The following is a 14,129-nucleotide window of genomic DNA, read 5'->3' as shown; positions in this document are numbered from 1 at the left end:
CAATCTCCGGAGGTTTCAGATGTCGAAGAACAACGAGAACGCTGTGGTCGGTACGGCTGTCGTCGAGTCCGATCTGGTCGAGGAGTCGTTGGTCGAGGAAGTGTCGATCGACGGCATGTGCGGCGTGTACTGATCATGACCGCTGCAGTGCGCGAGGACCTCGACGAGTTCGATCTGGATGCGCGGTGGGTTCTGCATCCGCAGGTGGCGTTGCGTCCGGAGTCGTTCGGGGCGTTGCTGTATCACTTCGGAACTCGCAAGCTTTCGTTTCTGAAGAATCGCACGATCGTGGCGATCATCGAATCGCTGCCCGAGCACTCGGACATGCGGTCGGCGATCGCAGCCGCGGGGATCACCGAATCCGCGTCGGCTCCGTACGTGAAAGCACTCACCACGCTGGCGGACTCGAACATGATCACCCGTCCGTAGAACCTGACCCTTACCAGCCTGACCCTTACCAGCCTGACCCATTTCGACGAAGGACGGCCCCATGACTTCCACTCTCGAAAGACCAGCTCCGGTTGGAAAACTGGTCGATCAGTTCGAGCTCGGGCTCGACGCACCGATCTGTCTGACGTGGGAGTTGACCTACGCCTGCAACCTGTCGTGCGTGCATTGCTTGTCCTCGTCGGGTCGCCGTGACCCGCGCGAGCTCAGTACCGAGCAGTGCAAGTCGATCATCGACGAGCTGCAGAAGATGCAGGTGTTCTACGTCAACATCGGTGGCGGTGAGCCGACGGTGCGGTCGGACTTCTGGGAGCTCGTCGATTACGCGACGGCCCATCAGGTGGGGGTGAAGTTCTCCACGAACGGGGTCAAGATCGACAAGAAGGTCGCTGCGCGTCTGGCGGCGTCGGACTACGTCGACGTACAGATCTCCATCGACGGCGCGACCGCCGAGGTCAACGACGCTGTGCGCGGGCCGGGTTCGTTCGACATGGCCTGCCGGGCTCTGGAGAACCTGAAGGAAGCCGGCTTCCGGGACGCGAAGATCTCGGTCGTGGTCACCCGGCACAACGTCAGCCAGCTCGACGACTTCAAGGCTCTCGCCGACAAATACGCTGCAACACTGCGTATCACCCGGTTGCGGCCATCGGGACGCGGTGCGGATGTCTGGGACGATCTGCACCCGACGGCCGGTCAGCAGCGCGAGCTCTACAACTGGCTCGTCGCGAACGGTGAAGGCGTATTGACCGGTGATTCCTTCTTCCACCTCTCGGCATTCGGTGACGCTCTGCCCGGGCTCAACCTGTGCGGTGCAGGCCGTGTGGTGTGTCTGATCGATCCGATCGGCGACGTGTATGCGTGCCCGTTCGCCATTCACGAGAACTTCCTCGCCGGCAACATCGTCCGCGACGCGAAAGACGGAATGGGCGGATTCCAATCGGTGTGGCAGACATCGGAATTGTTCCAGGAACTGCGCTCGCCGCAGACCTCGGGCGCGTGCACCAAGTGCGCCCATTTCGATGCGTGCCGTGGTGGATGCATGGCAGCGAAATTCTTCACCGGCCTGCCGATGGACGGCCCGGATCCCGAATGCGTCATCGGTAACGGCGAAATGGCGTTGGCAGCGGCGGGGGAGATCCCCAAGTCCAGCGTCGACCATTCCCGTACCGGGCAGCGCAAGACCCCACGAAAGTCGGTGCCGCTGACGTTGATGATGCGTCCGCCGGCGAAGATCTGCGACGAGAACCCGCTCGCAGGAATGGAACAGGAACACTGATGGCGAAGAGCGAGTGGTTCGAGACCGTTGCCGAAGCGCAGCGGCGTGCGAAGAAACGCCTACCGAAGTCGGTGTACGCCGCGCTCGTGGCAGGCTCCGAGCGCGGGTTGACGATCGACGACAACATGGCGGCGTTCGGCGAGCTCGGCTTCGCCCCGCATGTGGCTGGGTTGTCGGACAAGCGGGATCTGTCGACGACGGTGATGGGGCAGTCGCTGTCGTTCCCGGTGATGATCTCCCCGACCGGTGTGCAGGCGGTTCATCCCGACGGTGAGGTCGCCGTCGCGAGAGCTGCTGCGGCGCGGGGGATTCCGATCGGATTGTCCTCGTTCGCGAGCAAATCCGTCGAAGAGGTCGCTGCGGCCAACCCGCAGACGTTCTTCCAGATGTACTGGGTGGGTTCGCGTGAGATCCTGCTGCAACGGATGGAGCGTGCCCGTGCCGCGGGAGCTGTCGGGTTGATCATGACCCTGGACTGGTCGTTCTCCAACGGCCGCGATTGGGGCTCTCCGTCGATCCCGGAGAAGATGGACCTCAAGGCAATGGTGCAGTTCGCGCCCGAAGGCATCATGCGCCCGAAGTGGTTGTGGGAGTTCGCCAAGACCGGCAAGATTCCCGACCTGACGACCCCCAACCTGACTCCACCCACCGGTGGTCCCGCGCCGACGTTCTTCGGTGCGTACGGAGAGTGGATGGGTACTCCGTTGCCGACGTGGGAGGACGTGGCGTGGCTGCGTGAGCAGTGGGGTGGGCCGTTCATGCTCAAGGGCGTCATGCGTGTCGACGACGCCAAGAAGGCTGTCGATGCAGGCGTGACCGCTATTTCGGTGTCGAATCACGGCGGCAACAATCTCGACGGCACACCTGCTCCGATCCGGGCGCTGCCTGCGATCGCCGAGGCCGTCGGCGATCAGATCGAGATCACTCTCGATGGCGGAATTCGCCGTGGCAGCGACGTGGTGAAGGCACTGGCGTTGGGTGCGCGGGCTGTGTTGATCGGCCGCGCGTACTTGTGGGGTCTGTCTGCCAATGGTCAGGCGGGTGTGGAGAACGTGCTCGACATTCTGCGCGGCGGAGTCGATTCCGCTGTCCTCGGCCTCGGCCACACCTCGGTACAGGATCTCTCACCGTCCGATGTCGTGATGCCTCTCGGATTCGACCGCAAGCTCGGGGTCTGAGCGAGCGCGTGTGGTTCGAGACCGTTGCCGAAGCGCAGCGGCGAGCGGCGAGGCGTCTACCGAAGTCCGTGTACGCAGCGTTGGTGGCGGGGTCCGAACGCGGTCTGACCGCGGCAGACAACACAGCGGCGTTCGGTGAACTCGGGTTCGCCCCACACGTGGCGGGGTTGTCGGACACGCGCAATCTGTCGACAACACTGATGGGACAGGCTCTTTCGTTTCCCGCGATGATCTCGCCGACGGGTGTGCAGGTGGTCCACCCGGACGGTGAGGTCGCTGTGGCGAGAGCGGCAGCGGCGCGAGGTCTGTCGATGGGATTGTCGTTGTTCGCGAGCAAACCGATCGAGGACGTCGTCGCCGCGAATCCGCAGACGTTCTTTCAGGTGCATTGGGTGGGTTCGCGGGAGTTGTTGCTGCACATGCTTCATCGTGCACGTGCCGCGGGTGCGGTCGGGCTGATTCTGACGATGGACTGGTCGTTCTCGGAGGGCCGTGACTGGGGTAGCCCGGTGATTCCGGAACGCCTCGATGCCAGGGCGATGCTGCGGTTCGCGCCGGAAGCTCTGTCGCGGCCGCGGTGGCTGACGCAATGGGTGCGGTCGGGCACGATCCCTGACCTGACCGCACCCAATCTTGCCCCGCCCGGTGGGCCGGCGCCGACGTTCTTCGCTGCGTATCGGGAGTGGAAGTCCACCCCGCTGCCCACGTGGGAGGACATCGCGTGGCTACGCGAGCAGTGGGACGGGCCGTTCATGCTCAAGGGCATCTCGCGGGTCGACGACGCGCTGCGGGCCGTGGACGCAGGCGTCACCGCGATGTCGGTGTCCAATCACGGCGGCAACAATCTCGACGGTTCCCCGGCGTCGATTCGGGTGTTGCCGTCCATCGTCGGGGCAGTGGGGGATCAGGTCGAGATCACCCTCGACGGCGGTATCCGGCGGGGAAGTGATGTCGCGAAAGCACTGGCGCTCGGTGCGCGAGCTGTCCTGATCGGACGCGCGTACCTGTGGGGTCTGGCCGCGAACGGTCAGGCCGGGGTCGAGAACGTGCTCGACATCCTGCGCGGCGGCCTGGACTCCGCGGTCCTCGGTCTCGGACGTGATTCGGTGCACGACCTGTCACCGTCCGATGTGGTTGTGCCGCCTGACTTCGAACGGTCGAATCAGCGCCCCGGTCTGGGATAGCCGACGCCGATCCGAGTCCGGGATCCAGAATCGAGGGGCTGAATCGACTCGCCGGTCCGACTGCGAGGTTACGGATCGAGACTCACCACTCGGACAGGTGAGTGTGACCGTCCTGGAGCGCACGTGCGAAAAGGGCGGCCTTCGTCGGCGCGCTGCGGCCCACAGCGGCGTACTTCTGTCGAACTCGGGTGATGTGCGTGTTGATCGTGCCCACCGAAATGTAGACGGACCGAGCTGCGACCGTCTTCGAGTCGGAGGCGAACCAGGCGAGCATGACCTCGATTTCGCGGGCGCTGAGCGCAGGCTTGCGGAGACGAGGGTCGAGCGGTGTGGGGAGTGCATCAGGTCCCCGCGGTGCAGGCCTTCGGAACGGATGATGCACTGCCGATGCCAGCGTTCGTTCGAGCACGAGAATTTCCCCCTCCAGTCTGCGCCTACCCCCGACCACACCGTCCATCGTCGACGGGAGTTCGTGGCGGAACCAGCCGGACGAGCAAGTCCGTACAAGGTCAATACGGACGGCCATGGACGCCGTACGTGCGTCATTCAAACACTCAATTTGGTGTTTGTCCTGCTCAGCGTGACGAATGAGTGCCGCTGTCGACGACTTTCCAGTCCTATAGTTTGCGCTCATGATCCCCGACCGCCCGGATCCCTCGTCGATCTCGGACCGCACCGAATTCGCGGCCGCACTGCGTGCGGTCAGGGTCGAGGCGGGCGCAACGGTCCGAGAGGTCGTCGAGCGTTCCGGTGGTTTGCACGGCACCATCAGCGGCTGGTTCTCCGGCCACCACGTTCCGACCAAAGCCAGCGCCGAGATGTTCGCCGCCGTACTCATCGCATGCGGCGTCGACGCCGAGGACGAGCGCGCACTGTGGTGGGATGCGGTGTCCCGGGTGCGGTCCATTCCGGGCAGACGCGCCGTCGATCCGGTGAAGGGCGACCCCCCGTACAAGGGCCTTGCAGCGTTCGAGTCAGCCGACGCCGAGTGGTTCTTCGGACGTGACGATCTCATCGAGCGCCTGGGCACTCGCGTCCGTCGCGCCCTCGACTCCGGTGGAGGCATTGTCTTCGTCGTCGGTGCTTCGGGCTCGGGTAAGTCCTCGCTCCTGCGTGCAGGTCTGGCATCGAGGTTCCCTGGTTCGGACGTCCATTCCGGCGTCGGCGATATCCGTGCCTTCCCCGAGCGAATGGGATCGTTCGTGCCGGGTTCGGTTCTCGTCCTCGATCAGGCCGAGGAGCTGTGGACACTGGCGACATCGCCTGAGCGCGAGAACTTTCTCCGTGTGGCATCGGCGTTGCCGAGCGCGGGGTCGGTTCTCGTGGTCGGACTGCGGGCGGATTTCTATCAGGACGCCGCGTCCGAGGACGCGCTGCTTGTTGGACTGTCCGACAACCCGGTTGTTGTCGGGCGTCTCACCGAGCCACAACTGCGGGAGGTCATCGTCTCGCCTGCCGCGAAGGCGGGTGTCACCGTCGAGGGTGCTCTCGTGCAGGTCTTGGTCGGCGAATTGGGTCCGCGCGGATCGCAGTTCGCCCACGACTCGGGTGCTCTGCCGTTGCTGTCCCACGCTCTGCTGACCACGTGGCAGGCGTCGAGAGGCAGCACGCTGACCGTCGCGGACTATCTCGAAACCGGTGGGATCGGCGGCGCAGTGGGGCAGAGCGCCGAGGAAGTGTTCGTGGCCCTGACCGCCGAACAGCAGCGCGAAGCACGACGCATCTTCATGCGGCTGGTCAATCTCGAGGACGACGTCGTCACTCGTCGCCGCGTGGATCGTGTCGAGCTGTTCCAGGGAGACGAGAACGCAGACGCGGTGACCGACGTCGACGTCGTCGTCGAACGGTTCGCCGCGCGCAGACTGCTGACCGTCGAGGAAGAGACCGTCCAGGTGACCCACGAGGCGTTGCTCACGGCGTGGCCGCGGCTCGGTGAGTGGCTCGACGACGATCGGCAGTGGCTCGTCGAACACCGCCGGCTCACCCAGGCGGCGGAACTGTGGGAGAACAACGACCGCGACGACGGCTCGCTGTTGTCCGCATCGAGGCTGCTACTCGTGCAAGAATCCATCGGGCCGGTGCGTCGGCGAGACCTCAATTCCGTGGAGAGGCACTACCTAGAAGCGAGCGCCGACAGGATCGAGCACCAGACCCGAAGCGATCGCCGTCGTCGACGCACCCTCGAGACGCTTGTCGGAGCGCTCGCGTTTCTGACCGTGCTGGCCGTGACACTGGCGGTGACCGCGTTCGTTGCCCGATCGGACGCCAACAGTCGGCGGGTCGACGCCGAACACGCCGAGGCGGAGGCCGTCTCCCGTCAGATCGCCGGTGTCGCACAGCAATTGAGGAGCCAAGATCCCGGTCTCGCGGCCTACTTCGCGTTGGCGTCGTACGAGGTGGACCGAACGTCGGAGGCGCGATCGGCATTGCTCGATTCGTCCGCGATCCACACTCCGGTGCGGCTGCTCGGGGTGGAGGGCGAGGCGGTGACCGCGGTCGACCCTCGCGGAAGCATCGTGACAACAGCCGGTTCCGACGGACATGTGCGGATGTGGTCCCTCGCGGAAGGACACGCACAGCTCGGCGAAATCGTCTCCCGTGACGTGTCGGCGTTGGCGTTCGATCCGCGCGGTGGCGTTCTCGCCGTGGGTGGGTTCTACGGCGTCGAACTGTGGGACGTGTCGGACCCGGTAGAACCGATTATGTTGTCGCGCAACGATATCAACGAGGTCCGGAGCCTGTCCTACTCTCCCGATGGCCGCTTGCTTCTCGTCGGTACCCAGGACGAGACGATGCCGCTCCTCGACGTCTTCGAGCCCGCTCGGCCGGTCGCAATGGCCGAAGTGACTCAGCCCGGATCGCCGACAGCGACGGAATTCAGTCCCGACGGTCGGTACCTGGTGACGGTCGGTCCCGGTCGCGCGATGCGGTTGTGGGACGCGACCCGACTGACCGCGTCTCCAGCAGCCCCTGTCGTTCCGCTGATCGACGTCCCCTCGGACGGGTCGACCTACACCGCGCTACAGCTGGCCTTCTCTCCCGACGGCAGCACGTTGATCGCGGGTACCACCGGTCGCGAGGTTCTGCGCTGGGCGGTCGACGGCGGTCGGCTGTCTCCACTACCGGCGTTGACGGGATTCACCAGTTACGTCAACGATGTGGCGTTCAGCGGAGACGGGGTGTTGATCGCTGCAGCGAGTTCGGACAATTCCTCGAAGGTGTGGGACGCCGCATCGGGAACGCTGCAGCGGACGCTGCCCGGCCCGATCGAGGTGACCTCGCTCGCGTTCGCGCCTGATCTCTCGTCGATCGTCACCGCCAGTGGCGATGGAATCACCCGGATCTGGCCACTCCCCGGACCGGCCCTTGCCGACGCCGGTGACACGATCTACCAGAATCCCATCGGAGCGTCGGGGACTCGTCTCCTCGTCGGAGCCGGTAGCCGAGCCCCTGCCACGACTCTTTGGGACGTCTCGGATGTGGAACATCCGGTGGCATCGGAACCGTTGGTGGTCGGTGACGGTATGGAGCAGACGGGTGCGGTGGCGCTCGCCGTCGACGGCACCCGTGCTGCGGTCGGCACGACGACAGGCGGATTCCAGCTCTGGGACACAACCGATCTCGCCGATCCGGTGGCCCTCGGCACCGTTCGGACGGCAACCACCAGCTTGACCGCAGTGTTGGTTTTCGACCGCACCGGCACCCTGCTGGTCGCGTCCGGCCAGAACTCGAGCGATGTGTCGTTGTGGTCGCTGGCCGAACCCGCAACCCCACGAGCGTTGTCGACCCTGGAGGCGGGGAACTACCCCGCGGGTATGGCGCTGTCGCCCGACGGTTCGGTACTCGCCATCGCCAGTGTCGGGGGCGTGGTCGAACTGTGGGATGTCGGCGACCCGACCGAGCCGCGCCGGACGGCCGTGCTCGGCGGGTTCGGAAGTAGCGTCCAGGCCGTGGCCATCTCACCGGATGGGCGAACTCTTGCCGCAGGCAGTGCGGATCGCTCGATTCGACTGTGGGACATGGAGAACTCTGCCGAGCCGCAGCACCTGTCGCGCATCGTCGGGCCGTCCAGCCCGATCTACTCCCTCTCGTTCGACCGGGCCGGTGCACGCCTGGCTGCCGGCGACGGGGGCTCGACGCTGTGGTTGTGGAACGTGGGGGACCGCACCGCACCCGAGCAGTATGCCGCGCTCACGGCCTACGGCCGGCGCGTCAACGATGCGGTGTTCGCCGCGGACGGGCAGGTGGTGTTGGGCGGTGGCACGGCCCGCGACGTCCGAATGTGGCGGACCGAGCCGGAGGACGTACGCACTCGCCTGTGCGGATCAGGAGGATCGGTGGTCACGGAGGCCGAATGGGCCCAGTACCTCCCTGGCGTTCCTCACCGAGAGTTGTGTAGCAGCTGACCGAGTGGGGATGGTGTACTTGCGCAATGACCGACAAGGTGCCGAGGAGCATTACGACGTCTGCTCTCGTCGCACTCGTGGCGTCCTGCGTCGTGATCTACGTCGGGTTGTTCGACGACTCGATGTCCACGACCCTGCAGGTCGTACTGCTGCTCGTCGGCGTACTGGTTGCCGGCGCAGCAATCGGCTACACCGTCGCCAAGCTCGGTCGGTCCAGGTAACACTCAGGGCCTACTGAATCCCTCGAGCATCCCCGTGTAGAGCTTGGGCGGTGGGACGGCGAATTCGCCGCGCTTTCCGGTCCGCAGTCCGAGGGTTACGAGGGACTGCACGAACAGTGTTCCCGCGGCAACCCCGTCGACGACGGGTACTCCGATCTCGGCCGAAATGTGTTGGCACAGATCGGCCATGCCTGCGCAGCCGAGCACGACGGCATCGCTGCCGTCCGTCTCGACGGCGACGCGGCACGCCTCGGTGACGATCTTGCGGGCGTCGGGGTCGGTCTCGAGATCGAGGACCGGCATGTCGCACGCATGGATACCGAGGCAATGGCGGCCGAAGCCGTAGTGATGCGCCAGATCCTGTGCCCGGCCGACGGTGCGGCCGAGGGTGGTGACGACACTGAAACCGCGGCCCAGGAAACTCGCGGCGTGCATTGCCGCTTCCGCGATACCGATGACCGGTCCGGACGCGGATTCGCGGGCCGCGTCGATGCCGGGATCGCCGAAGCAGGCGATGACGTAACCGTCGACCCCCGCGGCCTCGCCACTGGCGATCTCGGCGAGAATGCCGGGGACACTGAGGGCTTCGTCGACGTGACTTTCGATGGATACCGGCCCCATCGAGGGACTGACCGCATCGATGACGGTGCCCGGGCCTACTACGGCCCGGGCACAATCACCGATCGTTGCGGTCATCGAACCGGTGGTGTTCGGATTGATGACCTTGATGAGCACGTACGAAATCCTATGCCTTGGCTGGAACGTCGAAGTCGGTGACAGCGAGCTTGGTCTTCGTCGCCAGATAGAAGTACATGACGAAGCCGATGCCGCAGCCGATGAACCAACTGTACTTCGAGGCCGTCGACATACCGGCGATCTCCATGCCGTCGATTGCCCCGTTGAAGAGCACGGTGAACATGGCTACGAGCGCGCCCACGATTGTGGAGTACACCGCTGCCGGGTTGTAACCCTTCGAGTACCAGTACAACCCGGTCGGCGACATCGAGAACAGTTCGTCGACAACGACTTTCTGCTTGCGGACGAGGTAGTAGTCGGCGATCAGGATGCCGAACAACGGTCCGATGAACGCACCGAGAGTTTCCAGGGTCAGGTGAATGACCTCGGGATTGTTGTACAGGTTCCACGGGGTGATGAGCACCGAGCCGATGGCGGCGATCATGCCGCCGGCACGCCAGCTGATCTTCTGGGGGCTGACGTTGGAGAAGTCGAAGGCCGGCGAGATGAAGTTGGCGACGATGTTGATGCCGATGGTGGCGATCGTGAAGGTCAGGGCACCGAGGACGATCGCGAACGTGCTGTCGATTCGGGCGACGGTCTCGACCGGGTCGGTGATCAGCTCACCGAACACCGGCAGCGTCAGCGAGGCGGTGACGACGACGAGAATCGAGAACACCAGGAAGTTCACCGGCAGGCCGAGGAAGTTGCCCTTCTTCACTGCGGCATAGGACTTGCCGTAGCGCGAGAAGTCGCCGAAGTTGAGCATCGGACCGGAGAAGTACGAGACCACGAGCGCGATGGCGCCGAGCATCACCGGGATCGAGCTCAGACCCGTGTGCTCGACCTCGCCGAGGTTGAGGTCGATCGCGCCCCAGCCGGCTTTCCAGATCAGGTAGCCGCACAGCATGAACATCACGACGTAGACCGCAGGGCCGCAGAAGTCGATGAACTTGCGAATGGACTCCATGCCACGCCAGAAGACCGCGGCCTGGACAACCCAGAGGAACAGGAAGCTCGCCCAGCCGAGCAGGGAGAGTCCGACGAAACCGTAGTCCGCAGTCACCGCGTACGGAGCCAGCGACGGGAACAACTTGATCAGCACGATATCGAGTGCGGCCGAGGCCAGGAATGTCTGAATGCCGTACCAGGCCACCGCGATCAGACCGCGGATGATGGCCGGAATATTGGCACCGAGGACGCCGAAGACGCTGCGGCAGATGACCGGGTACGGAACCCCCGATACCTGGCTGGGCTTGGCGACGAGGTTGCAGAAGAAGTAGACGATCGTGATGCCGACGAGGAGCGCGATCAGCACCTGCCAACTGGCCAACCCGAGCGCGAACAGGCTGCCCGCTGTCACGTACCCACCGACCGAGTGCACATCCGACATCCAGAAGGCGAACAGGTTGTACGAGGTCCAGGTCTGCTTCTTCAGCGGAGCCAGATCCTCGTTGGTCAGCCGCGGGTCGTAGCTGTCCTTGATCAGTCCACCACCGACGGGGTGCCCCGCGGCTTCCACAAGATCTCCCGTTTGGGCGGGACCGTGCGCTGTATCTGTCATCGATGCTCCTGACGGCATGGCGTATGAGGTGAACGAAGGAGATGAATGAGGAAAAGTTAGCGGCGTAGTGTTGCGCGCTCGTGACGTAAGCGATATATCTTTAGCGGATTTTCTATCGCGACTGGTCGGACGGCGGATCGGCGAACAATCCGTGGTCGTTCGACAGTGTCGAAATGACCGAATTGAGACGCGTGTGATGATGCTGCGCGGCGCGCAGTAGACCCGCGGAATCACCGGCCAGGAATGCCGCGAGCATTTCGGCATGATCGCTGTGCAGTGACGCTCTGTCCGACCCGGCGACATGAACCATGGGTTGCACGGGTTCGGTGATGTTCCAGGCGGATTCGAGCATGTGCAGTAACCGGTGCATCCGAGACGGGCGCGTCAGCGACAGGTGGAATTCACGTGAGAGTCGGTGATACTCCCGTGAGTCGTCCTGGGCCAAGGAGGCCTCGAGTTGTCTGTTGACCTCGATGAGGTGTTCGCGGTCGGTATCGGTCGCCAGATCGACCGCGACCGGTAGTGCCGCAGTCTCGAGAACCTCACGCACGATGTACATTTCGCGAAGTTCGGCCGCGGTCAGCTGAGCGACCGTGTAGCCCAGGTTCGGTCGATGATCGACCAAGCCCTCGCCGATGAGTGTCTTGAGGGATTCGCGCACCGGAATTCTGCTCACTCCGAAAAGTTCCGCTACTTCATTGAGTGGAATCGGTGTATTCGGAGGCGCATCGCCGGCAAGAATGACTCGGCGTAACTCTTGTAGAATTGTCGGCTGCGGGCCACCGGGTGCCGATATCGACAATTGCGAGAGCAATATGGATCGGCGACGGGGTGGCACGAATCGAAGATTATCGTCGCAGTGTTTCGGCGGCGTGACGTCCTCGTTCCATCCGATAGCATCTGCACTCATGGCCACGGACCCCCTCGGTACGCAGTACTGGCCGGACATCGACGGGTCTCGGACCCTCGTGGTGCCGGTCGGCTCGACCGAGCAGCACGGTCCGCACCTCCCGCTCGACACCGACACTCGTATCGCAACAGCCGTGGCGCACACCATCGCGGATGCCGTCGTGGCCCCCGCGATCGCGTACGGAGCCAGTGGCGAGCACGAGGGATTTCCCGGCACAGTCTCGATCGGGGCCGCAGCGCTCGAAGCGGTCCTGGTGGAGTACGGGCGCTCCGCGTGCCGTTGGGCCGAGCGGGTGGTCTTCGTCAACGGACACGGAGGTAACGGCCCCACTGTGCGGTCCGCAGTGCTGTTGCTCCGGTACGAGGGACGCGATGTCGTGTGGTTCCCGTGCGCGATACCCGGAGCAGATGCTCACGCCGGTCGCACCGAAACGTCGTTGCTGCTGCACCTTTCGCCCGAGGTGGTGGACATGAGCAAGGCCGAGGTGGGGAACGTGGCCGACATCGCCGACCTGCTCCCGTCGCTTCGCGTCGACGGCATGGCGCCGATCACTCCCAACGGCGTGCTCGGCGATCCCACCGGGGCCGATTCGGAGGAGGGGAGGCGCTTGTTCGAGGCCCTCTGCGTCCGCGCAGGCGATGCAGTGCAGAGATGGAGTCCCTCCGAGCACGGAGTGATCACATGATCGAACACGGTGAAACGCCTGCTGGGGGACCGGTCGACGATTCCGGAAAAACGGGGCATGGGTATGTTCCGTCCGATTTCACGGGTGGCCGACACTTCGGCGTCCCGTCCGCTTACGATCTCCTGATGGGTGAAGGTCGGTTGCCTGATGGCTTCGGGGTGCGAGTGGATCCACGCGTACGCACATTCTCCGAAGGGCGCGTCCTGATCGGTGGTTCACCGACCCGCATGCTCAAGCTCGCACCGACCGCTGCGGCGATGATCGGCGATGGATTCATCGAAGTGACCGACTCGCAGTCCGCTCTCGTCGCTCGCAAATTGCTCGACTCGGGTGTCGGGAACCCGCGCCCGATGTCGATCCCGTCGCCGTCTGACGTCACCGTCGTCGTACCGCTCAAGAACAACGAGGCGGGGTTGGAGCGGTTGATCGCGGCGCTGCACGGATTGCACGTCATCATCGTCGACGACGGGTCGGACGTCCCGGTCGCAGTGCCGAGGGTCTCGTGGAGTGTGGGCAGCGTGACGGTGCTGCGGCACGAGCACTCGCGCGGACCGGCTGCGGCGCGGAACACTGGCTTGCGTTGTGCCACAACAGATTTCGTTGCGTTTCTTGATTCGGACGTTGTCCCGCGTAAGGGGTGGCTCGAGGTGATGCTGGGCCACTTCTCGGATCCGGCAGTCGCTCTGGTGGCCCCTCGCATCGTCGCACTCGAGTCCGAGGGCAGCGCGCTGGCCCGGTACGAACACGCCCGCTCGTCGCTCGACCTCGGCCGCAGAGAAGCTGCAGTGCGCGCGGGCAGCTCGGTGTCGTACGTCCCCAGCGCCGCGATGTTGATGCGTCGGTCGGTGGCGATGGACTGCGACGGATTCGACGAGTCGATGCACGTGGCCGAGGACGTGGACCTGTGCTGGCGATTGCAGGAAGCGGGGTGGCGGCTGCGCTACGAACCCGTCGCCCACGTCGCGCACGAGCATCGCGTCACCTTCGTCGAATGGTTCGCCCGCAAGCTGTTCTACGGGACCGGTGCCACGCCGTTGTCGGCACGTCATCCGGGAATGGTGCCGCCGATCGCGATGTCTCCGTGGACGTTGGTCGCGTGTCTGCTCGCCGCGAGTCTGACGCGAATCGGGCTTGTCGGTGCTGCAGCCACACTGGGCGTGACGATCGTGCGCCTGCGAAAGATGTTCGTCGGTCTGGATCAGCCCACGCGGATCGCGGCCATTCTCGCCGCCGAGGGTTTTGTGGCGGGGTTGTGGCAATTGGCGTCGGCCCTGTGTCGACATTATTGGCCGATCACCCTGCTCGCCGTGTTGCTGTCGAGTCGGATTCGTAGAATTGCGCTGGGATTGGCTGTGGCAGAGGCCTTTTCGGATTGGTACAAGCATCGTGAGCTCGGCGGCCTCGATCCTGTGCGCTATGCGTTCTACAAGCGAGCCGATGACGTCGCCTACGGAGCGGGGCTGTGGCGCGGTGCACTGTCCGCGCGCAGTGTCGACGCGCTCAAGCCACGCCTCGACGGCTGA

General features: G+C 64.5%; 13 protein-coding genes. 9 read left to right on the top strand and 4 right to left on the bottom strand.

Annotated elements, in window-relative coordinates:
- Positions 1 to 19: 19 nt before the first annotated feature.
- The 5 genes from mftA (at position 20) to mftD (CH295_RS01200) (ending at position 4,085) form a co-directional block, all read left to right on the top strand.
- Positions 20 to 133 (top strand): mycofactocin precursor MftA, encoded by a 114-nt coding sequence (gene mftA, locus CH295_RS01220; RefSeq protein WP_080733295.1) that lies wholly within the window; start codon positions 20 to 22, stop codon positions 131 to 133.
- A gap of 2 nt (positions 134 to 135) precedes the next feature.
- The gene (gene mftB, locus CH295_RS01215) at positions 136 to 429 is read left to right on the top strand and encodes a mycofactocin biosynthesis chaperone MftB (RefSeq protein WP_094739513.1); all 294 of its coding nucleotides are present in this window, start codon (positions 136 to 138) and stop codon (positions 427 to 429) included.
- Positions 430 to 490: 61 nt separating this feature from the next.
- Positions 491 to 1,723, top strand: coding sequence for a mycofactocin radical SAM maturase (gene mftC, locus CH295_RS01210; protein WP_037188381.1), 1,233 nt, complete (start codon positions 491 to 493; stop codon positions 1,721 to 1,723).
- Positions 1,723 to 2,901, top strand: coding sequence for a pre-mycofactocin synthase MftD (mftD, locus tag CH295_RS01205; protein ID WP_037188379.1), 1,179 nt, complete (start codon positions 1,723 to 1,725; stop codon positions 2,899 to 2,901). The genes mftC and mftD (CH295_RS01205) overlap by 1 nt, the downstream gene beginning before the upstream one ends.
- A gap of 8 nt (positions 2,902 to 2,909) precedes the next feature.
- On the top strand, positions 2,910 to 4,085 hold the full coding sequence (gene mftD, locus CH295_RS01200; protein WP_502694456.1) for a pre-mycofactocin synthase MftD: 1,176 nt from the start codon (positions 2,910 to 2,912) through the stop codon (positions 4,083 to 4,085).
- A gap of 82 nt (positions 4,086 to 4,167) precedes the next feature.
- Here mftD (CH295_RS01200) and CH295_RS28175 read toward each other — a convergent pair whose 3' ends face one another.
- Entirely contained in the window at positions 4,168 to 4,494 is a 327-nt protein-coding gene (locus CH295_RS28175; RefSeq protein ID WP_230596164.1) for a LuxR C-terminal-related transcriptional regulator, read from the bottom strand.
- Positions 4,495 to 4,717: 223 nt separating this feature from the next.
- Here CH295_RS28175 and CH295_RS01190 point away from each other — a divergent pair, with 223 nt between their 5' ends.
- Positions 4,718 to 8,491 carry an NACHT and WD repeat domain-containing protein gene (locus tag CH295_RS01190; RefSeq protein WP_094739512.1) on the top strand — a complete coding sequence of 1,258 codons (3,774 nt, stop codon included), beginning with the start codon at positions 4,718 to 4,720 and terminating at the stop codon, positions 8,489 to 8,491.
- A gap of 26 nt (positions 8,492 to 8,517) precedes the next feature.
- Positions 8,518 to 8,712 carry a hypothetical protein gene (locus CH295_RS01185; protein ID WP_094739511.1) on the top strand — a complete coding sequence of 65 codons (195 nt, stop codon included), beginning with the start codon at positions 8,518 to 8,520 and terminating at the stop codon, positions 8,710 to 8,712.
- A 3-nt stretch (positions 8,713 to 8,715) separates the two neighbouring features.
- Here the strand turns inward: CH295_RS01185 and CH295_RS01180 are convergent, their stop codons facing one another.
- The 3 genes from CH295_RS01180 to CH295_RS01170 all read right to left on the bottom strand — a co-directional run bounded on the left by CH295_RS01180 (position 8,716) and on the right by CH295_RS01170 (position 11,849).
- A complete protein-coding gene (locus CH295_RS01180) occupies positions 8,716 to 9,447 on the bottom strand; it encodes an aspartate/glutamate racemase family protein (protein WP_094633671.1) in 732 nt (243 codons plus the stop codon).
- Between the two features lie 10 nt (positions 9,448 to 9,457).
- The gene (locus CH295_RS01175; protein WP_094633672.1) at positions 9,458 to 11,011 is read right to left on the bottom strand and encodes an NCS1 family nucleobase:cation symporter-1; all 1,554 of its coding nucleotides are present in this window, start codon (positions 11,009 to 11,011) and stop codon (positions 9,458 to 9,460) included.
- Positions 11,012 to 11,123: 112 nt separating this feature from the next.
- Positions 11,124 to 11,849, bottom strand: coding sequence for a GntR family transcriptional regulator (locus CH295_RS01170; protein ID WP_037189024.1), 726 nt, complete (start codon positions 11,847 to 11,849; stop codon positions 11,124 to 11,126).
- Positions 11,850 to 11,919: 70 nt separating this feature from the next.
- Here CH295_RS01170 and mftE point away from each other — a divergent pair, with 70 nt between their 5' ends.
- Complete coding sequence (mftE, locus tag CH295_RS01165) at positions 11,920 to 12,606, top strand: mycofactocin biosynthesis peptidyl-dipeptidase MftE (RefSeq protein WP_094739510.1); 687 nt, start codon at positions 11,920 to 11,922, stop codon at positions 12,604 to 12,606.
- Between the two features lie 125 nt (positions 12,607 to 12,731).
- Entirely contained in the window at positions 12,732 to 14,129 is a 1,398-nt protein-coding gene (gene mftF, locus CH295_RS01160) for a mycofactocin biosynthesis glycosyltransferase MftF (protein WP_094739607.1), read from the top strand.

The organism is Rhodococcus sp. 14-2483-1-2, assembly GCF_002259405.1.
GTDB lineage: Bacteria > Actinomycetota > Actinomycetes > Mycobacteriales > Mycobacteriaceae > Rhodococcoides.
The sequence above is the reverse complement of the archived record's forward strand: the minus strand, read 5'-3'. Positions and strand labels throughout refer to the sequence as shown.

Excerpts from the sequence above, each read along its gene's own strand:
- CH295_RS01190 (WP_094739512.1), top strand. The coding sequence starts at position 4,718 with ATGATCCCCGACCGCCCGGATCCCTCGTCGATCTCGGACCGCACCGAA.
- mftB (WP_094739513.1), top strand. The coding sequence starts at position 136 with ATGACCGCTGCAGTGCGCGAGGACCTCGACGAGTTCGATCTGGATGCG.
- mftA (WP_080733295.1), top strand. The coding sequence starts at position 20 with ATGTCGAAGAACAACGAGAACGCTGTGGTCGGTACGGCTGTCGTCGAG.
- mftF (WP_094739607.1), top strand. The coding sequence starts at position 12,732 with ATGGGTGAAGGTCGGTTGCCTGATGGCTTCGGGGTGCGAGTGGATCCA.
- mftE (WP_094739510.1), top strand. The coding sequence starts at position 11,920 with ATGGCCACGGACCCCCTCGGTACGCAGTACTGGCCGGACATCGACGGG.
- CH295_RS01175 (WP_094633672.1), bottom strand. The coding sequence starts at position 11,011 with ATGACAGATACAGCGCACGGTCCCGCCCAAACGGGAGATCTTGTGGAA.
- CH295_RS01185 (WP_094739511.1), top strand. The coding sequence starts at position 8,518 with ATGACCGACAAGGTGCCGAGGAGCATTACGACGTCTGCTCTCGTCGCA.
- mftD (WP_037188379.1), top strand. The coding sequence starts at position 1,723 with ATGGCGAAGAGCGAGTGGTTCGAGACCGTTGCCGAAGCGCAGCGGCGT.
- mftC (WP_037188381.1), top strand. The coding sequence starts at position 491 with ATGACTTCCACTCTCGAAAGACCAGCTCCGGTTGGAAAACTGGTCGAT.